Source organism: Acinetobacter sp. R933-2, from assembly GCF_030325485.1.
GTDB lineage: Bacteria > Pseudomonadota > Gammaproteobacteria > Pseudomonadales > Moraxellaceae > Acinetobacter > Acinetobacter sichuanensis.
The window spans coordinates 43087-66834 of record NZ_JACAIJ010000002.1 but is presented as its reverse complement, the minus strand read 5'-3'; the positions used below and the strand labels follow the sequence as shown (position 1 = coordinate 66834).

Sequence of the window (23748 nt, the reverse complement as noted above, 5' to 3'; positions counted from 1 at the left end):
TTAACCTAATATTTTCAAAAATATATTTAAAATTAATTTATTCAGGGGCAGTAAAATGGTTGATATCAAGTCTGTAAATATTACAAATGGACAAAGCATTGAGCAAAACCTTGCAGTTTCTCAGCAGGGAAATGTGATTACAACAAAATTAAGTCAAAATAATGCCATTACTAAATTAGGTATTTCACCTGATCAAATTTCAAATACGACACGTGACGGACAAAATTTAGTTATTCATTTAAAAGATGGTAGCCAAATTGTTATCCAAGACTTTTTTTTACAACCAAATCCACAGCTTGCATTACAGCAAGGGGATTTATTGTGGAATATGCAGGTTGCAGAAACAGCATCAGGCTTAGAAACTAATTATTTAGCCTTAAGTTCTTTAAGTGATTTAGCACCAGTAACGAGTGCAGGAAGTGCTTTTAGTATTCCAACTTGGGGAATGGCGATAGCAGGTGCAGCTGGTTTAGGTGGTGTTATTGCTGCTTTGAGTAGTGGTGGTGGAAGTAGTAAATCAAATGATGAAAAAGATATTACTCCACCTAAAACTGGGGCTTTTGGTCTCAATGATTATCACGATACTGGTATAAAAGCAACTGACTTCGTTAGTCAAGATAAGGATTTTGATTTAACTTTAACAGGGCAAGAAGCAGGCTCAACTGTTATTTACCAAGTTTCCAAAGATGGTGGTAAAACATGGGTAAATACAGATGCGAAGCAAAGCAATTTAACTGATGGGAGTTATCAGTTTAGAGCAGTGGTCAGTGATGCCGCAGGTAACACTGCGACAACAGCAGTACAAACGATAGTAGTCGATACAACAGCACCAAAAGCAGGGGTAATTAGCCTAACTGCTTATGAAGATACAGGTGCTAAAGCGGATGATTTCGTCAGCCAAGATCGTAGCTTTGACTTAACTTTGACAGGACAAGAAGCAGGCTCAACTGTTATTTACCAAGTTTCCAAAGATGGCGGTAAGACATGGGTAGATACAGATGCGAAGCAAAGCAATTTAACTGATGGGAGTTATCAGTTTAGAGCAGTGGTGAGTGATGCCGCAGGTAACACCGCAACAACAGCAGTACAAACGATAGTAGTCGATACAACAGCACCAAAAGCAGGAGTAATTAGCCTAGCTGCGTATGAAGATACAGGTGTGACAACGGATGACTTCGTTAGTCAAGATCGTAACTTTGACTTAACTTTGACTGGACAAGAAGCAGGCTCAACCGTTATTTACCAAGTTTCCAAAGATGGTGGTAAAACATGGGTAAATACGGATGCGAAGCAAAGCAATTTAACTGATGGGAGTTATCAGTTTAGAGCAGTGGTCAGTGATGTTGCAGGCAATGTTAGTACAACGAGTATCCAAAAAGTTACTGTCATTTCAGATGAAGATACAACTGCACCAAAAGCAGGGGTAATTAGCCTAGCTGCTTATGAAGATACAGGTGCTAAAGCGGATGACTTTGTCAGCCAAGACCGTAACTTTGATTTAACTTTAACAGGACAAGAAGCAGGTTCAACTGTTATTTACCAAGTTTCTAAAGATGGTGGTAAAACATGGGCAAATACGGATGCGAAGCAAAGCAATTTAACTGATGGGAGTTATCAGTTTAGAGCAGTGGTGAGTGATGCCGCAGGTAACACCGCAACAACAGCAGTACAAACGATAGTAGTCGATACAACAGCACCAAAAGCAGGAGTAATTAGCCTAACTGCGTATGAAGATACAGGTGTGAAAACGGATGACTTCGTTAGTCAAGATCGTAACTTTGACTTAACTTTGACTGGGCAAGAAGCAGGCTCAACCGTTATTTACCAAGTTTCTAAAGATGGTGGTAAAACATGGGCAAATACAGATGCGAAGCAAAGCAATTTAACTGATGGGAGTTATCAGTTTAGAGCAGTGGTGAGTGATGCTGCAGGTAATACTGCGACAACAATAGTACAAACGATAGTAGTCGATACAACAGCACCAAAAGCAGGGGTAATAAACCTAACTGCATATGAAGATACAGGTGTGAAAGCGGATGACTTCGTCAGCCAAGACCGTAGCTTTGACTTAACTTTGACTGGGCAAGAAGCAGGCTCAACTGTTATTTACCAAGTTTCCAAAGATGGCGGTAAAACATGGGTAAATACGGATGCGAAGCAAACTGATCTAGTCGATGGCGTTTATCAGTTTAAAGCAGTCGTGACGGATCTCGCAGGTAACACACAAAGCACAAATATTCAAAAAGTGACTGTTGATACAACTGTGCCAAAAGCAGGGGTAATTAGTCTAACTGCTTATGAAGATACAGGTGTGAAAGCGGATGACTTCGTCAGCCAAGACCGCAACTTTGATTTAACTTTGACTGGACAAGAAGCAGGCTCAAGCGTTATTTACCAAGTTTCTAAAGATGGTGGTAAAACATGGGTAAATACAGATGCGAAGCAAACTGATCTAGTCGATGGAACTTATCAGTTTAAAGCAGTTGTAACAGATCTTGCAGGAAACACACAAAGTACAAATATTCAAAAAGTGACTGTTGATACAACTGCACCAAAAGCAGGGGTAATTAGCTTAACTGCATATGAAGATACAGGCGCTAAAGCAGATGATTTCGTCAGCCAAGATCGTAGCTTTGACTTAACTTTGACTGGGCAAGAATCAGGCTCAACTGTTATTTATCAAGCTTCTAAAGATGGTGGTAAAACATGGGTAAATACAGATACGAAGCAAAGTAATTTAACTGATGGTAGTTATCAGTTTAGAGCAGTGGTGAGTGATGCCGCAGGTAACACTGCGACAACAGCAGTACAAATGGTGAAAGTGGATAGTATTGTAAATGTTATTAAAGATATTGTTTTAAATGAAAATGGTCAAAGTTTTATAGCTATCGCTGAGGCTAATAGTACGATTAAAGTATTAGATGATCAAGGGAATGAAATTGGTCAGGCAATTACTAATAGCACTGGTCAAGTTCAGGGAAATTTTGATAGAGAATTTTTAAATAATGAAAAATTACATTTTATTGTAATAGATCAAGCAGGTAATCAAAGTGCTGAGATAGTCATAGATGCATTAAAGGGTCATGTAGAACCATTTATAACGGATATTGTTTTAACTACATATGGATTTACAGCAAGAGCACAACCTGGTGCCATGATTAGTGTTTATGATCAATTTAGAAATCAAGTTGGAGAAGGTACTGCAGATATTAATGGAAAAGTATTTGGTAATTTTGTAATAGACTATTTTAATGGTGAAGAACTCTTCTTTTTTGTTCACGATTATGAGGGAAATATGATTCTAGGGGATATCATAAATTCTTTAGATAATACCCCCCCAGAATCTGGTATTTTAAGTACGATAGATTATATCGATACAGGTGCTAAAGCGGATGACTTTGTCAGCCAAGACCGTAACTTTGATTTAACTTTAACAGGACAAGAAGCAGGTTCAACCGTTGTTTACCAAGTTTCCAAAGATGGCGGTAAGACATGGGTAGATACAGATGCGAAGCAAACAGATCTAGTCGATGGAACTTATCAGTTTAAAGCAGTCGTGACGGATGTTGCAGGAAATACACAAAGCACAAATATTCAAAAAGTGACTGTTGATACAACTGCACCAAAAGCAGGGGTAATTAGTCTAACTGCTTATGAAGATACAGGTGCTAAAGCAGATGACTTCGTCAGCCAAGATCGTAGCTTTGACTTAACGTTGACAGGACAAGAAGCAGGTTCAAGTGTTGTTTATCAAGTTTCTAAAGATGGCGGTAAGACATGGGTAGATACAGATGCGAAGCAAACAGATCTAGTCGATGGAACTTATCAGTTTAAAGCAGTTGTAACAGATCTTGCAGGAAACACTGCGACAACAGAGGTACAAACGGTGGTGGTCGATAATCTGATTCAGATTTCGGCTAATACAGTTGCTGATTTATCGGTCAGTAGTGATAATGTTATTCGCTTACAAGAACCAAGTAAAATCACTGATTTTGTATTAAGTTTGAACGATTTACTGAGTGATTTAGATGTTTCAACCTCAGTCATTCAAACAGAGGTTTTAGGGAAGAACTATACTTTCACTTATCATGCAGGAACAAATGAATGGGTTGCTCAGATCCCTACCGCTGATTTATGGGGAGATGCACCTTCTGCACAGTTAATTGTTAATTTGAGTTTTCAGGATGTTGCAGGGAATATTCAAACTCAGCAAATTACACATGAATACTTTATAGATCCACAGCCTGATTTACCTGGTATTACAAAAGCAATTGCTAATGATCAAGATGGTACAACCATTGAAGGCTTTGCTTATGCTGGTAGTACAATTGAAATTTTTGATTCAAACTCTGTGCTCATTGCAACTGTGGGCACTGATGCGGCAGGAAACTTTGAAGCACATTTACCAGCAGGTTATCAAAATCAAGATTTAACGCTAACAGCAACATATAATGGTTATACAAGCCCACCAGCTGTTTTATCTGTTGTTGAAGTTCCTATTTTAACTGTTCAACATATGAGTGAAACAGGAGAAATTACAGGATTAATTACCTCAGGTAGTGAGCTTATTATCTATGACACTACTGGAAAGGTCATAGAAACTATACAAGTCACTGAGAATTCATCAGCGAAACTTGCTCAAACAGGAACAGTTGAATTTAAAGCACAATTAGGCAATGCGATTCCAGAAGGTGAAACGGTTGTTATTGTTGCTAAAAAGAATGAAATATCAGGATATGAAAATGCTGTTTTGGCAGATTATACCGCACCTCAAATAGATGGGCAGATTGAATTTGATCAATATGGAACAAGTATTTCAGGTAAAATTTTAGATGCAAGCAATGTTTCAATTGATATTTATGATGTAAATGATAATTTTCTTGGGCATGCAGCAACATTGGCAGATGGAACGTTTACTGTTCAGTTAATAGCACAAGTCAATGAAGCAGAAGTGCTTAAAGTTAAATTGACGGATAAAAATAATAATATTACTGAAACTACGATTGTAGCACCAAATGTTGCTTATCCACCGCAAGTGACACTTGTTGGAAAAGATAATACTATTCAAGGTTTTGCTGAAGACTTAAGTGTTGTCATTGTAAAAGATGCTCAGGGAAATGAGTTAGGGCGTGTGAGTGTTGGTGATGATGATCATTCATCTGTGAGTGCGTTTTCTTTAGTTGCTAATCGTGCATTGATTGAAGGAGAAACACTTTATTTGAGTATTATTGATCAACATGGCGTAACCAGTGAAGATGAACTTGTCCTTGTAGATTGGACTGCGCCAGAACCTGCTACTGATTTATTATTTGATCAAGAAGGTTCAGTATTGACAGGAACAGCCGAGCCATGGGCAACAATCATTCTCCAAGATGAATTTGGCAATGTGATCAATACAGGTTCATCGAATACAGTAGATGAACAAGGTCATTTTACAATTTATACTGATCTACACGATGCTCAAAAAATCAATGTTATTGTTGTAGATGCAAATAAAAATGAAAGTGTTGCAGCATCTATTATTGCTCCAGATTATGCGAAAGAACCGTATATCTATAAAATTGCTCAAGATGGAACTATTTCAGGAAGCGCTGAAGCATTAAGTACAGTCATTATCACAGATATCAATGGCGTAGAGGTTGCTACAGGTGTAGCAACAAATTATGGGGATTTTGAGCTTGTAAGTAAACGTCCACTGATTGATGGTGAAGAATTATTTGCAGAGATTACAGATATACGTGGTAATCAAAGTCAAAAATCTAGTGCTATTGTTGATTATACTGCACCGCCAGCAATTACAGATTTGGTACTTGATCCAAATGGTATTCATTTTACAGGAATAGCTGAAATTGGGAGTTGGATTGAAGTTCTTGATAAGGATAATAATGTAGTTGGATATGGGTATACATCATATAATAGTGAGCAGGTAGAGGGTAACTTTCGTGATTACTTATTAAATGGACAAGAACTTAAATTTGTAGTGATTGATGGAGCAGGGAATAGAAGTACAGAAGTTATTGCTCATGCACACAACGATGTAATAGCACCTGAGCCAATTTTAGACATTGTCTTAGATGAAAATGGACTTAACTTTACGGCTAAAGCTGAAGCAAATAGTTCAGTAAAAGTATTAGATACAAATAATCAGGTGATTGGTTCAGGTTATACAGATTCAAATGGACAAGTCATAGGGTCATTTTATAATTACTATCTGAATGGTCAAAGTCTGACTTTTATTGTGGTAGATCGTGCAGGTAATGAAAGTGTAGCTACGCATAAATCTGCATTAATTGATGCGGTTGCACCAGAAGTTGCAACTCACCTTGAGTTTGTAGAAGAAGGCTCTGTATTAAAAGGAATTGCTGAGCCTAATGCAATGATCAAAGTATTGGATAGCTCAGGTCAATTGGTTGATATTTGGTCTAATGTGGTGGGTGCTGATGGTGGTTTTATTGTCAGTCTTGGAAAGCATTATCTTCATAATGAAGAATTTAAGGTAGTGGTAGTAGATTATGCTGGCAATGAAAGTAATCCTGTCACTATTAAAGCTCCACTTGATGATATTGCACCTGAGGCGTTAAAAGATATTGTTTTAAATGAAGATGGACGTAATTTTACAGCAACTGCTGAAGCAAACTCGACCATCAAAGTTTATGATGAAAATGGTATTGAAATCGGTCTGGGTTCTACCAACGAAACTGGTCAAGCGACTGGATATTTTTATAATGTCTATTTAAATGAGGAAAAATTGCATTTTGTTGTGCTTGACCGTGCTGAAAACTCAAGTGCCGAAACAGTTATAAATGCTTTATTGGATAATATTGCACCATTGGCTGCAACAGATTTAAATCTTACGGAAGGCTATAGCGGTTCAATTCTTACAGGTAAGGCTGAACCAAATACAACCATCAAAGTTTATGATCAAGAAGGTAACGAACTCTCTGTACGTTGGGGATCATATAACGTCAATGCAGATGGTGTTTTTAGCTTAGAATTTTATAATTACTTGCTCAAAGCACAAGAACTTAGCATTGTTGTGGTGGATGCAGCAGGAAATATAAGTCCAGAAGCAAAAATCATTGCACCACTTGATGATATTGCACCTGAGGCGTTAAAAGATATTGTTTTAAATGAAGATGGACGTAATTTTACAGCAACTGCTGAAGCAAACTCGACCATCAAAGTTTATGATGAAAATGGTATTGAAATCGGTCTGGGTTCTACCAACGAAACTGGTCAAGCGACTGGATATTTTTATAATGTCTATTTAAATGAGGAAAAATTGCATTTTGTTGTGCTTGACCGTGCTGAAAACTCAAGTGCCGAAACAGTTATAAATGCTTTATTGGATAATATTGCACCATTGGCTGCAACAGATTTAAATCTTACGGAAGGCTATAGCGGTTCAATTCTTACAGGTAAGGCTGAACCAAATACAACCATCAAAGTTTATGATCAAGAAGGTAACGAACTCTCTGTACGTTGGGGATCATATAACGTCAATGCAGATGGTACTTTTAACTTAGAATTCTATGATTACTTGCTCAAGGCACAAGAACTTAGCATTGTTGTGGTAGATGCGGCAGGTAATACAAGCCCAGAAGCAAAAATCATAGCACCGTTAGATGATGTTGCACCTGAAGCGTTAAAAGATATTGTTTTAAATGAGAATGGGCAAGAGTTTACAGCAACTGCTGAAGCAAACTCGACCATCAAAGTTTATGATAAAGATGGTATTGAAATAGGTCAGGGCTTTACCAATGAAACAGGTCAAGTAGCAGGTTCTTTGAATCAAGTTTATTTACATGGTGAAGAGTTACACTTTGTTGTACTTGACCGTGCGAAAAATCCAAGTCCTGAAACTGTGGTTACTGCTTTGGTTGATGATGTACCACCAAATAAAGCTGAACAACTTGAGTTTGATCTTAATACGATGCAAATATCGGGTTATGCGGAACAAAATACCAAAATTGAAATAATAGATCAGTATAACCAATTAATTAAAACAATTGATCATTACAATGAGGATGCTTTTTTAACTTATTTATCTGGAGGAAGTAGTAAATATCAAGGTCAAAATTTAAAAATTGTTGTTGTAGATGCGGCGGGAAATAGAAGTGAAGAAAGTTTCATTAAAATTCCATTGGTTGAAAATGGTATTCAAGTTGCTACAAACTTACACATCAATGATGATGGCTCAGTCCTTACAGGTAATGCAACAGCAGGAATGTATGTTGAGATTACTGATAGTAGTACTAATCAAATCATCAGCTATTCCCACAGTATCAATGATGATGGGACATTTAGTGTTTATTTAGGTGGGCATTATTTACAAGGTCAAACAATAGTTGTCCGTGTTTATGATGGAAGCCAATACAGTCAAGTTACAGAGATCGCAGCACCATTAGATAATGTTGCACCAGTGGTTCAGGATTTTAATATTTCTGAAGATGGTTATATAACAGCAACAACTGAAAAAAATAGTACGTTGAAAATTGTTGATCAAGATGGTGATGTTTTAAATCTTTGGTTGCAAGCAGATGAAAATGGTCAGATTAATCAATATATTGGTCAAGTTGTTTTACCAAGCGAAGTGTTGACCATTACAGCAATAGACTTGGCAAATAACGAAAGTCAAGCTGTGCAATATTCAGTCTTAGCTAGCCCAGATGCACCAAATTCGCCAAGTAATGTTGTATTAACTGAAAATGGCTTAACGTTGACAGGGCAAGCGGATGCATCGACACAAATCGTTGTTTATGATGTACTTGGCAATACAATCGCTTATGGTAATAGTGATGAGTATGGGCAATTTGCTATACAGTTCAACCAACCTTATATCAGTGGACAGGTGTTAAGGGTAGTTGCTTATAATAATTATCCAAGTAACTATACAGAAATTACTGCACCTGTAGATACGATTGCACCAGAAGCCCCAAGTGATTTAGCGATTGATTTAGAACAACAAGTTCAATATATCACTGGGCAAACAGAAGCTTTTGCAAAAGTGGAAGCTTTTAATGATAAAGGTGAAAGTCTAGGTTATACCGCTCAAGCGGATGTTGATGGTAAGTTTTCATTATATGTAGCGGGTTTAGCAGGTTCTGGTTATTGGAATGGTGAGATGATACAAGTCCAAGTGACTGATGCAAATGGTAATAAAAGTCCAATGACATCAGTGACAGCACCAATTGATCATTTAGCACCATCGGTTGCTACTGAATTAAAATTAAATGAAGGCACATTAACAGGTATTTCTGAACCGTGGAGTTCGATACGTATTGAATATATCTCAGGTGAACATACTCAAAATACCTATACAGTAATAGCTGATCATGAGGGTAATTTTTCACTTGGTCTTCCTCTATATGTTGTAGACGTGACTTTTACCGTGATTGATCGTGCTGGTAATGAGAGTCAAGCGATCACATTGGCAACAGCGGAGTTAGCAGAAAATTATAGTAAAACACCTGTGGTGAAAGAGATTCAAGTAGACAATACGACAGGGCAGTTTACAGGTGATGCAACGCCGAATAGTCAAATTATTGTTAGAGATAGTGACGGTAATCAAATTGGAGGTGGGCGCTCAAATGCTCAAGGTCAAATAACAGGTAGTTTAGGAGGGTATACTGCACTAGACCAAGAAGTACATTTTGTTGCTATAAGTAGCGCAAATGTTGAAAGTACTCAATATACGTTGAGTGTGAGCTATGTTTATGTCCATCCTGTACCAAATGCTGTGACCGATTTAAGTTTAGATGAAACAGGATATTTAATAGGTAATGCAGAGGCTCAACGTGAGATAAGAGTTGAGGATGGTCAAGGAAATGTGATTAATCAGTTTACTAATGACAATGCTGGATCATTTAAAATAGATTTAGGTGGATATCAAGGGATTGTAAATGTCATCGCAGCACATACAGAGTATGGTGAAAGTGTCGCTGTAAGCCTTGATACTAATGATTTTGTTCTTATGCCAACTCATGAAGCAGAAAGTCGTGCACAAGATGACATATTTGTTGGCTATCTCAATGAAAGTGACAATGTTATTTTCAAAGTGCTTGAGGAAAGTAGTGCGACAGGAGGGAATGGTCTTGATACTTGGACGAACTTCCATGTTGGTGATACAAGCAATGATACAGCCGCAGATAAAATTAATTTGAGTGAGTTATTTGTTGATGATACTGCGACTTGGAATGATTTAAATTCAGTGTTGGATCACATTCTTGTTGAATTCGATGAGGCAAATAATAACACCGTGATTAGTATTGACCGAGATGGCAGTGGAACAAATTATGAAATGACACAGCTTTTAATTCTTGAAAATGTGAATACTACATTAGATGACTTATTGAATAATCAACAGATTGTATATTAAGTTTTAATATGATCTAAAGGAGCCTTTTCGAAGGCTCTTTTTTATTTTAAAGGCTTTCATTTAATCCAATAAATTGCTTCTCAATGGGAGTAAACACATGATCATTTCGTGCAATCAAATATAGACCTAAATCACGATATTGCTGAGGTACATCCATATAGTATTGAATATTAAATTTTTTTAATAAAGATTTGGCGAGCATAGAAATCCCCATACCCAATTGGGTAAATTGAATCAGTGCTTCGTGATCTAAAATTTGTGTGGTTTCACCTTTATTTAAACCATAATCATTAAACATTTGATTTAAAGTTGTGGAATAACAACACTGTTCAGATGCCAGTAAAATATTTTGATGGTTCAGACAGTCGCTAAAATGCTCATGATTGATGACATTTTTACCAATAATCACCAACTCATCATCTGCTTTATGAATATATTGTAAATTTTTCTGTTTTGGATGCCCAAGCACATAAGCTATATCTAAATTTCCCTGCAAAATTTCATCTTCAATGAAACCTGTAGCACCCGTTTTCATGGTGATTGAAAGGTCGGGATAAGTTTCATAAAGTTGATGAAACGAGGGGTAAAAACGCATACCACCTAGACTGGTATTGGTTCCAAAACGTAATTTTTTCTCTTGTTGATAAATCTTATTTTCAGTTTCTTCCCAAGTAAACAGCATTTTTTTATATTGATCATACAAATGAATGCCTGATTCAGTCAGTTCAACGCCTTTGGGCTTACGAATAAAGAGTTGACGTTTATAGTGATTTTCAATTTTTTTGATTTTTGCGGTCATATTGGACTGTAAATAATTCAGCTTATTTGCCGCGGCTGTGATACTTTTAAGTTCAGCAACTGTGACAAAAGATTTAATATCATTAATGTCAATATTCATAGAAAACCTCAAAATTTAGTCAACTGACTGTAGAAAAAAAGCAAAGAAGAGTCGAAATTTTTGGTAATACACATCAAAAAAAGTGATGTATCTATTAAAACATAGCATTATTCATGATGTCATTTATTTTTTATACTGAACAAACTTTCTATTTTTGAGTACAGCAAATGAATATTAAAGTTGTGAGTGCCATTGCGTTGCTGTGTTTAGTATGGGGATCATTATGGGGACTGGTCAAACATAGTCTTTCAATCTTTCCGCCTTTTTTATTTGTTTCAATGCGCCTGATTTTGGCTGCATTGACGTTGATGATTGTGCAAGCTGTACTTAGAAAATCGATTTTACCAAATCAAGGTGATTGGAAAGCGTTGATTATTTCTAGTTTAATGATTTGTTTTGGTTTTTATGCAACACAAGTTTTTGCGATGCAGTTTGTAGACTCAGGACTGTCTGCGGTTTTGGTGTTTACAATGCCTATTTTTATTGGCGTATTGGCACATTACTTTTTAAATGAGCGTTTAAATTCGCAAAAAATTATGGGACTGATTTTAGGTACTTTGGGACTGGTTGCGATTCTGTGGCCTCAGTTACAACATATTCATGTCAATGTGGCTTTAATTGGACAATTTTTCCTGATTCTTTCTGGCTTTTTCTGGGCTTTAACCACCATTTATATGAAAAAGAATTTTGCAACATATGACAAAATGAAATTGACCATTTGGCAACTTTTGCTAGGTGGAAGCGTGATTTTAATTGGGGCTTTGGTATTTGAACCGATCAATTTGGGTGTGTGGACAAATCCTTTAAATAGTTCGATTTTGTTTTATATTGCTGTCATAGGCACAGGTTTTGCCTTTGTACTTTGGAATTGGATCGTGAGTCAGGTGGATACTTTTGTGGCTTCTATCTCGATTATGTGTATTCCAATTTTAAGTTTATTTTTTGGTTATGTTCTTTGGAATGAACCTTTGACAGTCAATATTTTGATCGGTGCTGCTTTTATTTGTTCAGGCATTATTTTTAGTTCATTAAAAATAAAAGCTCAATCACGAAGTGCTGAGCAAAAAAGTCTATCTTGATAGAGAAAAGCCAATAAAAACTTTATTTTATAGATAAGTGTTTTCATAATTTTGACAGAAAATCTCTCTACAATTCAGTAAAAATGCTGAGCTTTTGTAGAGAGATTTTTTAATTTTTAAGAGAAAAAAGCAAAAAGTCGATTTAAAAAAATCGAAAATTTAAATCTAAGACTAAAGTTGTAGGTGTTTTTTTATAAATGTTATTTTTAGGAAAAATATAAATAAAAACAGCAAATTTTCTTTACTTATTTTTAAATTAATCAGCAAAAATACTTGAACCAATTCACATAATTTAAAATAAATTGGTATGACCAATATTTGTATTTTGGTTTTCAATTGCTTATTTTATAGAATAATTCTACAATTTTGCGCTAAATAGGTGAGTATTTGAGTTTTATTGTAAAATTGGTATGACCAATTTTAGCTTAATTTAAATATCTGATCTGACCAAATTCAACTTTCCTGAAAGCATTTCAAGGAGATGACAATGCTTCAACAATGGCAACAAATTTATGATCCGATGGGCAATATCTGGATTTCCAGTTTAGTTGCCTTGATCCCAATTATTTTCTTCTTTCTGGCATTGGCTGTGTTCAGAATGAAAGGCAGTGTCGCAGGTACAGTTACCGTTGTATTGGCACTTTTAGTGTCGTTATTTGCCTACCAAATGCCGATGGCAATGGCTTTTGCCTCAATGGTCTATGGCTTTTTGTATGGTCTGTGGCCAATTGCATGGATCATTATCGGGGCAGTGTTCCTGTATAAAATTTCAGTGAAAACGGGTCAGTTCGATATTATTCGTTCTTCGATTCTGTCGATTACTGAAGATCAGCGTTTACAAATGCTGTTTGTGGGTTTTGCTTTTGGTACGTTCCTTGAGGGAGCAGCAGGTTTTGGTGCGCCTGTAGCGATTACCGCAGCGTTATTGGTTGGTTTAGGTTTTAAACCGTTGTATGCAGCAGGTCTGTGCCTGATTGTAAATACAGCGCCTGTGGCATTTGGTGCAATGGGGATTCCAATTATTGTGGCAGGGCAGGTTTCAGGTGTTGAAACCATGGAAATCAGCCAGATGGTCGGTCGTCAGTTGCCATTTATGGTGATTATCGTGTTGTTCTGGATCATGGCAATCATGGATGGTTGGCGTGGTGTGAAAGAAACATGGCCTGCGGTGATTGTCGGTGGTGGTTCTTTTGCTTTGGCACAATACTTGACTTCGAACTTTGTTGGTCCTGAACTGCCTGATATTACAGCGGCAATTGCGGCATTGGTTTCACTGACCATTTTATTGAAATTCTGGAAGCCAAAACATATTTTCCGTTTTGCCAATGAAGACAGCTCGATTGATGAAAATCTTGCTGCACAAAAACAGCAAAAATACAGTATTGGTCAAATTGCCAAAGCATGGTCACCGTTTGCAATTTTAACTGCGATGGTCACGATCTGGAGTATTCAGCCGTTTAAAGCATTATTTGCCAAAGATGGTGTGCTTGCAGATTTAGTGATTTCGATCAAAGTGCCATTTTTACATCAAATGATTCAAAAAATGCCACCTGTGGTCAATGAAATCAAAGACTATGATGCCATTTATAAATTTGATTGGTTATCTGCAACAGGTACAGCGATTTTTATTGCTGCGATCATTACCATCATTTATTTAAAAATGAAGCCAAAAGATGCTGTAGTGACTTTTGCTGAAACAGTGAATGAACTGAAAATTCCAATTTATTCAATTGGGATGGTATTGGCTTTTGCATTTATTGCCAACTATTCAGGTATGTCTGCAACGCTTGCGCTTGCACTTGCGCATACAGGTCAGGCATTTACTTTCTTCTCACCATTTTTGGGATGGTTGGGCGTGTTCCTGACAGGTTCAGATACATCGGCAAATGCATTGTTTTCTGCATTGCAGGCGACTACAGCACAACAAATTGGTGTGCCTGAAGTTTTACTTGTTGCCGCCAATACCAGTGGTGGTGTGACAGGTAAAATGATTTCACCACAATCCATCGCTATTGCCTGTGCGGCAGTTGGTTTGGTGGGTAAAGAATCTGATTTGTTCCGTTTTACCGTCAAGCACAGTATTACCTTTACGGTGATGATTGGTATTATTATCACATTACAAGCCTATGTGTTCCCATGGATGATTCCATAACACGACGTTGAATGTGAGCTGAGGAAAGCAGATGAAAGTCTCTGACAAGATTGTACAAAACTTAAAGTTGTTGATTGAAGACAACAATATGCAAGTCGGAGACCGTTTACCTGCGGAACGTAAGCTATGTGAACAACTCGCAGTTTCCCGTTCCTCTTTGCGTGAAGCCATTCAACAACTGACCAGTACGGGCATGCTGGTCAGCAAAGTCGGAGCGGGTACTTTTTTGCAGCAACTGCCAAGCAATTGGTCGAAATATCAGATTGTTGAACCGCTCATTAATCTGATCGATGAAGATCCTGCCTATCGTTTTGATGTGCAGGAAGCCCGAATTATTTTGGAAGGTGGCACGGCATGGTATGCCGCCCAACGTGCCACACCACAGGATCTGGAAAACATCCGTCAGTGTTATGACCAGATCACCCATTTTCAGGCATTGGGAGATGACCATCAGGCAGCCATTGCCGATGCAAAGTTTCATCTTGCCATTGCTGAAGCCTCGCACAATCTGGTCTTGATTCAGATGATGCGGGGTTTATTTGATTTGTTGCAATATAACGTGGTTTTGGGACGACGCAAAGTCTATACCGAAGCCAAACGTTACGATCAGTTGCGTGACCAGCACTTTCAGGTGATGGATGCAATTGAGCGACAGGATCCAGAAGCTGCCCGAAGTGCAGTGTGTGGACATATTGAGTTTGTAGTTCAACAAGTACGAATGATTGATGAGGAAGAAGCCCGTCGTCAACGTGCAAGTCGATTAAACAGGATATAGAACATGATTATTTCTTCTGCAAATGACTACCGTGAAGCCGCGCGACGTCGTCTACCACCATTTTTATTTCATTATATTGATGGTGGTGCGTATGCGGAATATACCCTAAAACGCAATGTGGAAGATTTATCAAAAATTGCACTCAGACAACGCGTGCTCAATGACATGTCGCAACTGAGTTTGGAAACCAAACTGTTTGATGAAACCTTGTCGATGCCTGTGGCATTGTCACCTGTAGGTTTAACAGGCATGTATGCGCGTCGTGGTGAAGTACAAGCCGCTGTAGCAGCAGATAAAAAAGGCATTCCTTTTACATTATCGACAGTTTCTGTTTGTCCGATTGAAGAAGTTGCACCTGCGATTAACCGTCCAATGTGGTTTCAGTTGTATGTATTGCGTGACCGTGGCTTTATGAAAAATGCATTGGAACGTGCTAAAGCAGCAGGTTGTTCAACTTTGGTATTTACTGTGGATATGCCTGTTCCGGGTGCACGTTACCGTGATGCACACTCAGGTATGAGTGGTCCAAATGCAGCAATGCGCCGTTATATGCAGTCTTGTTTCCATCCACACTGGGCATGGAATGTCGGCTTGTTGGGTCGTCCGCATGACTTGGGTAATATTTCTAAATACCTAGGCAAACCTACAGGTCTGGAAGATTATATTGGCTGGTTGGGCAATAATTTTGACCCATCTATTTCATGGAAAGACCTAGAGTGGATTCGTGAATTCTGGGATGGTCCAATGGTCATCAAAGGTATTCTTGACCCTGAAGATGCTAAGGATGCTGTGCGTTTCGGTGCAGATGGGATCGTGGTTTCGAATCACGGCGGTCGTCAGCTCGATGGTGTTTTATCTTCTGCTCGTGCGCTTCCTCCAATTGCAGATGCAGTTAAAGGTGATATTAAAATCTTAGCGGATTCGGGTATTCGTAACGGTCTGGATGTGGTGCGTATGCTTGCACTTGGTGCAGATACTTGTATGCTTGGACGTGCCTTTGTTTATGCGCTAGGTGCAGCAGGCGGTGAAGGTGTTTCTAATTTACTTGATTTAATTGATAAAGAAATGCGTGTGGCAATGACTTTAACAGGTGCTAAAACCATTGCAGATATTACCTCTGATTGTTTGGTGAAGTTAGAGAAAGAGTTAGCGGGTTAAACGATTTTTGAATATATGAATAAGATTTAAAAGTAATTTGGTTTTAATTCGTTTTTATATATTCAAGCAAATATTCAAAATTAATCCTTATTCGATAAAATCCCTCCTTGCGAAGCCGTGCTTCTCACCTTTAAAAAAGGGAGGGGCTATACCACCTAGGAATAGTTCGGATGGAAAGTCCCCCTCTTTAAAGAAGGGTATTGTTTCGCAAGGAAATGAGGGAAGATTTTAAATATGAAAATCTCCCCTAACCCCTCTTTATGAAAGAGGGGAACTCCCTCCTTTTTTAAAGGAGGGTTGGGGTGGATTAAAAAATCTGAAATCAAGATTAAACATTTTCAGACAGCCATTTAATGGAATAAATTGGATATGCAAACTCAATCATCACAAACTATCCAAAACCTCATCAACATCGTGGGTCAACAACACGTTTTAACGAATGACAACGACACACGCCTATACCGCCAAGGTCGTCGCTATGGTTCGGGGCAGGTATTGGCTGTGGTGGTGCCGGGGACTTTGCTTGAGCAATGGCAAGTGTTACAGGCTGCGGTGAATGCAGATTGTATTGTCATTATGCAGGCGGCAAATACAGGTTTGACTGGCGGTTCGACGCCATTTGGTGATGATTATGACCGTCCTGTAATTCTCATGAGTACCCGTCGTCTGGCAGGCATTCAGGTGATTAATGAAGGGCAGCAAGTCATTTGCCTACCGGGTGCAACTTTAGATCGGCTTGAAAAGGATTTGGCGCAGTTCAACCGTGAACCGCATTCGGTGATTGGTTCATCGTGTATAGGTGCATCGGTTTTGGGTGGCGTGTGTAATAACTCAGGCGGTGCGTTGGTGCGCCGTGGTCCTGCTTATACTGAGCTTGCGTTATATGCACAGGTCAATACTTCGGGTGAGTTAGAGTTAGTTAATCATCTCGGAGTTAATCTGGGGCAAACCCCTGAAGAAATTCTATCGAATCTTGAAAATAAAAATTATCAAATCAAAGACATTATTAACAATGCAAGTTGCTGTGCATCAGATCAGCGTTACTCACATGATGTCAAACAGGTCGATGAAAATACTCCTGCACGTTTTAATGCTGACCCAAGCCGTTTATTTGAAGCATCAGGTTCGGCAGGTAAAGTCTGTGTTTTTGCGGTGCGTTTGGATACCTTTGAAAAAATTCCAAGTCAGGTGTTTTATGTGGGAACCAATTCACATGATGATTTGACTGAAATTCGCCGTTTCTTGCTCAAAGATTTGCCACGTCTGCCGATTGCAGGGGAATACATTCACCGTGTTGCTTATGACATTGGTGCGGAATATGGCAAAGACACGTTTATGTTCATTGAAAAGTTTGGTACGGCAAAAGTGCCTGCTGCATTTGCCATGAAAGACAAAGTCGATGGTTATTTGGAAAAATTTCATTTACGTGGTTTATCCGATAAATTTTTGCAACTTGTGACCAAGTTCATGCCAAATCATTTACCGAAACGCATGAATGAATTTCGTGATTTATATGAACATCATTTGGTGATTCGGATTGAAAATCAGGATGTGGATCAGGTCGAAAATTTCCTGAAAGATTATTTTGGCAATAAAGATTCAGGTAATTATTTCCGTTGTACTGATGAAGAAGGTCGCAAGGCATTTTTGCATCGTTTTGCAGTGGCAGGTGCTGCGATTCGTTATCGTGATACACATCGTTCAGAAGTTGAAGATATTGTCGCACTCGATATTGCGCTACGTCGAAATGACCGTGAGTGGGTGGAAACGCTGCCAAAAGAGATGGATGAGCAAATCATTCATAAGCTCTATTATGGGCATTTTTTATGTCATGTGTTCCATCAGGATTATATTGTTAAAAAAGGTGTAGATCCTTTGGCAATGGAGCATGCAATGTGGCATTTGCTTGATGATCGTGGTGCGGAATATCCTGCTGAACATAATGTTGGACATTTATATGTGGCTAAACCTGCATTGAAAAATCATTATCAAAAACTTGATCCGACCAACAGTTTTAATGTGGGGATTGGACAAACGAGTAAGTTAAAGCATTGGAAATGATGCTTTAATTTTAAACATGATGCATTAAGCCATGTAAAGACATGGCTTTTTTATTTGTGTTGACCGATTTTAGAAGAAATAAACCCTAAAACAAATGCACTGACAAAAAATACAATTGCTGAATACAATACAGAGTGAATGCTAAAATAAACGGCTAAAGTTGCTAAAACGACAATGGCAGTACATAGCCAAATTGCTAAACTAGAAGATTGTGTATCTTGTGTTGTCATAGAGGTAAAACTTTCTGAATTTTCAAAGGGATCGGTCTGATCTTTAAGCTTTGATTCTAATACGATCTGTGGAGTTTCACCATAAAAAAAGTAACTATGATCTTCAAAACGGGCAAAGTCTTGACGCTGAAATTCTGCGAAATCTGAGTTTTGTGCTGTATTTAACCGATAATTTTCAAGTTGTTGTAAGGGATGCAGTAAAAATTCAGCATCATCAGGATCTAAAGGTAAGCCATTGGTTCTAAGCAAAATATATTGAGGATAATGCTGTTCGATCATCGCTTGAAAATCTGTAAAATAGCCTACATGCTCCGCACCAAAAATCTCAATAAAAACAGATTTTTGCTGTGCTAAATTGACCAAAGCCTGCTGCCGATCAATGACTAAATAGGCATAATGTTCATCAGCACATTCCTGTTGATATTCTTCAAAATCATTTTGGTGATGAATATCGTTAAAATCTAAATCTTCAATGTATTTTGCCCAATGAAGATCGTTGTGTTTAAACAGCATGAACCATAAAATTGGAATAAAAGCATTTGCTTCAAGTTCAAAAGAAGCAGTCTGAAAAAAATCTTGCCATTGATTGTGGCTGCCCAAAGGCATATGACTAAAGGTTGAACTGGTTAAAAATACAGGATGGCTCATGATCTTCGATGCTCTATTTTTAAGTTTTATGATGATGTGATTTAGCCTAGCCTAACTTTATGATAAGAATTGTTGTAAAGCTGTAGGGTTCAGTATGCAAGAATCAGTTTTATTTTTATACATTGATGAAATTGACATTATCAACATGGAAAAAAATAGAAGTAGTCATCCTAAAATTTCTAAATTTCGATACAGTAGTATGCAACAAGTTGCAAAGCCAAATATTAAAAAAGGATGTGCCATGACAACTCGCTATGCCAATATTTTAAAACCGTTGCATTTAGGATTTACCACCATTAAAAACCGTGTGGTTATGGGGTCAATGCACACAGGTTTAGAAGACCGTTTTTATAATTATCCAAAACTCGCTGCTTATTTTGGTGAGCGTGCCAAAGGTGGTGTAGGGCTGATTATTACGGGTGGGATTTCACCTAACCGTCAAGGCTGGTTATTGCCTGCTGGCGGTACTATGAATACCTTGGGAGATATTGCACCTCACCGCTTGGTCACCCATGCAGTACATAAGCATGGTGCCAAAATTCTCATGCAAATCCTGCATGCAGGTCGTTATGGCTATCAACCTTTTGTGGTTTCATCAAGTCCAATCAAATCACCGATTTCACCTTTTAAACCACGTCAAATGAGTGATCGTCTGATTTTAGACACCATTCAGGATTATGCCAAAACTGCAAGTTTGGCAAAAAAAGCAGGTTATGATGGTGTGGAAATCATGGGTTCAGAAGGCTATTTGCTGAATCAATTTTTAAGCCGCCATGTCAATCAGCGTGAAGACCGTTGGGGTGGTCCAATTGAAAACCGTATGCGTTTTGCTGTGGAAATTGTCAAAGCGATTCGTGAACAAGTCGGTGAAAAATTTATTATTTGTTTCCGTTTGTCTTTGCTGGATTTGGTTCATGATGGCAACACCATGGATGAAGTCATTACTGTAGCGCAAGCATTGGAAAAAGCAGGAATTACACTGTTAAATACAGGCATCGGCTGGCATGAAGCTCGTGTTCCTACCATTGTGACTTCGGTCCCACGTGCAGCTTTTGTCGATTATACCGCTGAAGTGAAAAAACACGTTTCTGTACCTGTTATTGCATCAAACCGAATTAATATGCCCGATACAGCAGAAGAAATTCTGGCAGCAGGCAAAGCGGATATGGTGCAGATGGCACGTCCATTACTTGCCGATGCATTTTGGGTCAATAAAACCGCAACCAATCGTGTTGATGAAATTAATACTTGTATTGCGTGTAACCAAGCATGTTTAGACCACAGTTTCCAAAATAAACGTGCGAGTTGTTTAGTCAACCCACGTGCTGCACATGAAACAGAACTGGTCTATCTAAAAGCGAAAAAACCGAAAAAAATTGCGGTTGTTGGTGGTGGTGTGGCAGGCATGTCTGCAGCAACGGTTGCGGCTGAGCGTGGGCATCAAGTGACTTTATTTGAAGCAGCAAATGAAGTGGGTGGACAATTTAACTTAGCAAAAGTGGTTCCAGGTAAAGAAGAGTTCCATGAAACCATTCGTTATTTCAAAGTTCAGATTGAAAAAACAGGTGTAGATTTACGTTTAAATACCAAAGTCAACCGTGAGCAACTTGAACGTGAAGGCTTTGATGAAGTTGTGATTGCCACGGGCGTTGTACCTCGTGCATTAAAAATCGAAGGCAGTGATGCACCGCAAGTGTTGTCTTATGCGGAAGTGCTACGTGGAGCACCTGTAGGGCATAGTGTTGCGGTCATTGGTGCAGGGGGGATTGGTTTTGACGTATCGGAATATTTACTTAAACCTGAACATCAACCTCAGCCACAACCTTTGGCAGACTGGCAACGTGAATGGGGCGTAGACTCAAATCCAAACTATATGACTGAAGGTGGGGCTGTTCCTGCTGAGGTTGAAGCACCGATTCGTCGGATTTACCTGATGCAACGGAAAACAACCCCGTTGGGTATAGGTTTGGGTAAAACTTCTGGTTGGGTTCATCGTGCGCAACTGAAAAAACACGCAGTGCGTATGATGCGTGGTGTGCAATATAAGGCTGTGACCAACGAAGGTCTATGGGTCGAGGTCAATGGTCATGACCAATTATTGCGTGTGGATACGATTGTTGTGTGTGCAGGTCAGGAGTCTGTGAAAGATTTAGTGCCAAAAGAGGGTGAAAATACCTTGGCAAATTATCATGTGATTGGTGGTGCCAAGCTCGCAGGTGAGTTAGATGCTAAACGTGCAATCCGTGAAGGTGCTGAAATTGCAGCTAAACTTTAAACAAAATTATTCATTTTGGTGAAACATTATGCACTTGAATGCTTTAAGCTTATATTTTACTTGTCATAATTTAAAAAGCTTAGTATTCTTGCGCACATGGAAGCGTGGCAGAGCGGTTTAATGCACCGGTCTTGAAAACCGACGAGGGTGCGAGTCCTCCGTGAGTTCGAATCTCACCGCTTCCGCCAAATATTTAAAAGACCCTTGATCATTCAAGGGTCTTTTTTTGCTTTTATTTTTGATTAGAGTAGCTTATTGAATCAAAATAAATTACATCAGCTTATAAGTTCTTTGCTATAGAAAGATATTCCAATTGTCTTATTGATCGAATCAAGACTGCCGTATTTAACTTTTTATAAAATCTCAATAGCATTATTTAATCTATAGTTACAACTGAATTTAAAGCATTGTTGAATATTTCAGTGCATTTTTATACGCCACCATAGGGTTGTGCGCAATCATTGCTCATTTTTGCTGCCATTGAGTATGATGAATGCAATAAATCGTAATATTAAACTGGCACGTCATTTGCATTTCTTCTGTCATGAAAAAGTGATCTAGGGTTCCGATACTTCAATTGTATGTCTGAGACCGAGAGTTCACGGCTCGCTTGAGCTACACGGAGGGATAAAAGCCCGGGAGGTTGGACTAATCAGCAGAGGTCAGGCAAATGAGCAGATCAGACAGCATCTTTCACGATCAGACTCCATTATGGACAGAACTTTTACCAGGCGGACATCATTGGTCGGGGCGTATTCGGCGGGGCACATTGTTGCAATTTCAGGCATTGGGCGCACAAGCCAATGTGTCCTTATTTTGTGTAAATGCTGAAGATAAACTTGAGCGTTTTAATATGCCTGACAGTCTAAAAGCACAACATACTGCATTTTTAAGTACAGGGCATATTCTGATGTCCGATCTGGGGCGGGTCATGGCTTCCATCGTCAGAGATGATCATGGTTGGAATGATGTTTTTTGTGGTGCAAGCAGTGCTACACAAATTGAAAAGCAATTTGGCAAACAGACTTTTCAGGATGCACGTAATGAAATGTACCGCAATGGCAAGGACAGTTTAGTCCTTGAAATGAGCAAATATGCTTTAGGGTGTAGTGATTTAAGTGCAACCCTGAACTTATTTTCCAAAGTCAGCTCTGATGATGCAGGTGAGTTGTCCTATATCCATTCAGACAATAGCAACCAAGTCATTGAACTTCGCTTTGAAATGGATTGTTTGGTGTTCTTATCCTCTGCACCACATGCACTTGATAATCATAAAACTTATCAACCTGCCGATGTGAATATTCAATTATTCAAAGCCTTGCCTTTAAGTGATCATGATATTTGTCGTGACTCATGTCCACAAAATCAACGTGCATTTGCAAATAATGCACGCTACTACGCACTTGAAAGCAGGATCTAATTCAGCAGGAGAATGACCATGACGATTTTACAATCTTTTGAAAAAACAGTGTTAAATGAAGTTTGTCCTGCGGGTGAAGCATGGATGTGCGAGGTTAAAAAGGGGCAGTTTTTCCGCATAATTGATCTTGAAGGCAACCAAGCAGTTGATACCTTATTCATCAGCGCAGATGATCCAAATGAACGATACAGTGCAACCGATACCTTAGCCATTAACCAACAGATTTATTTAGAAAAAGGCACAACTTTATATAGTAATTTTGCTCGTCCAATTGCCACGATTCATGATGACAATTGTGGTCGACACGATACTTTAGGCGGTGCATGTTCATGTGAAAGTAATACGGTACGTTATTCACTTGATAAGTATCCAATGCATAGTTGTCGTAATAACTTTATGTATGCTTTGGCAAAACATCCAATCGCTCTTAAGCATGAATTAAATGTGCGCCATATTGGTCCAAATATTAACTTTTTTATGAATGTACCTGTGACCGCAGAAGGTGCATTGAAGTTTGATGATGGGATTTCAGCACCAGGAAAATATGTGGAAATACTGGCTGCAATGGATTTAATTGTGCTGATTTCAAATTGTCCGCAACTCAACAATCCTTGCAATGCCTACAATCCAACCCAAATTCAATTAGTTGTTCGTGATGCTGAGGGAGTATAAAA

11 protein-coding genes, 1 tRNA gene and 1 riboswitch are annotated in these 23748 nt (G+C 38.5%); of the genes, 10 read left to right on the top strand and 2 right to left on the bottom strand.

Annotation, left to right across the window (positions count from 1 at the left end):
* Positions 1–55: 55 nt before the first annotated feature.
* On the top strand, positions 56–10378 hold the full coding sequence (locus tag HX005_RS02910; RefSeq protein WP_286376220.1) for an Ig-like domain-containing protein: 10323 nt from the start codon (positions 56–58) through the stop codon (positions 10376–10378).
* A gap of 46 nt (positions 10379–10424) precedes the next feature.
* Here HX005_RS02910 and HX005_RS02905 read toward each other — a convergent pair whose 3' ends face one another.
* Complete coding sequence (locus HX005_RS02905) at positions 10425–11276, bottom strand: LysR family transcriptional regulator (protein WP_286376219.1); 852 nt, start codon at positions 11274–11276, stop codon at positions 10425–10427.
* A 167-nt stretch (positions 11277–11443) separates the two neighbouring features.
* Between HX005_RS02905 and HX005_RS02900 the strand changes: the two genes are divergently transcribed.
* The 5 genes from HX005_RS02900 to dld all read left to right on the top strand — a co-directional run bounded on the left by HX005_RS02900 (position 11444) and on the right by dld (position 18501).
* Positions 11444–12355 carry a DMT family transporter gene (locus HX005_RS02900; protein ID WP_286376218.1) on the top strand — a complete coding sequence of 304 codons (912 nt, stop codon included), beginning with the start codon at positions 11444–11446 and terminating at the stop codon, positions 12353–12355.
* Positions 12356–12836: 481 nt separating this feature from the next.
* Entirely contained in the window at positions 12837–14507 is a 1671-nt protein-coding gene (lldP, locus tag HX005_RS02895) for an L-lactate permease (protein WP_286376217.1), read from the top strand.
* A gap of 31 nt (positions 14508–14538) precedes the next feature.
* On the top strand, positions 14539–15282 hold the full coding sequence (gene lldR / locus HX005_RS02890; RefSeq protein ID WP_286376216.1) for a transcriptional regulator LldR: 744 nt from the start codon (positions 14539–14541) through the stop codon (positions 15280–15282).
* 3 nt (positions 15283–15285) lie between these two features.
* On the top strand, positions 15286–16440 hold the full coding sequence (lldD, locus tag HX005_RS02885) for an FMN-dependent L-lactate dehydrogenase LldD (protein WP_286376215.1): 1155 nt from the start codon (positions 15286–15288) through the stop codon (positions 16438–16440).
* Positions 16441–16809: 369 nt separating this feature from the next.
* A complete protein-coding gene (gene dld, locus HX005_RS02880) occupies positions 16810–18501 on the top strand; it encodes a D-lactate dehydrogenase (RefSeq protein ID WP_286376214.1) in 1692 nt (563 codons plus the stop codon).
* Between the two features lie 50 nt (positions 18502–18551).
* Here the strand turns inward: dld and HX005_RS02875 are convergent, their stop codons facing one another.
* Positions 18552–19379, bottom strand: coding sequence for a hypothetical protein (locus HX005_RS02875; RefSeq protein WP_286376213.1), 828 nt, complete (start codon positions 19377–19379; stop codon positions 18552–18554).
* A 241-nt stretch (positions 19380–19620) separates the two neighbouring features.
* Between HX005_RS02875 and HX005_RS02870 the strand changes: the two genes are divergently transcribed.
* The 4 genes from HX005_RS02870 (at position 19621) to HX005_RS02855 (ending at position 23746) form a co-directional block, all read left to right on the top strand.
* Entirely contained in the window at positions 19621–21654 is a 2034-nt protein-coding gene (locus tag HX005_RS02870) for an NADPH-dependent 2,4-dienoyl-CoA reductase (protein ID WP_286376386.1), read from the top strand.
* A gap of 98 nt (positions 21655–21752) precedes the next feature.
* A tRNA-Ser gene (locus HX005_RS02865) sits at positions 21753–21842 on the top strand.
* A 358-nt stretch (positions 21843–22200) separates the two neighbouring features.
* Positions 22201–22298: riboswitch (guanidine-I (ykkC/yxkD leader) on the top strand.
* Between the two features lie 26 nt (positions 22299–22324).
* Positions 22325–23074, top strand: coding sequence for an urea amidolyase associated protein UAAP1 (locus tag HX005_RS02860; RefSeq protein WP_286376212.1), 750 nt, complete (start codon positions 22325–22327; stop codon positions 23072–23074).
* A gap of 18 nt (positions 23075–23092) precedes the next feature.
* A complete protein-coding gene (locus HX005_RS02855; RefSeq protein WP_286376211.1) occupies positions 23093–23746 on the top strand; it encodes an urea amidolyase associated protein UAAP2 in 654 nt (217 codons plus the stop codon).
* Positions 23747–23748: the final 2 nt, after the last annotated feature.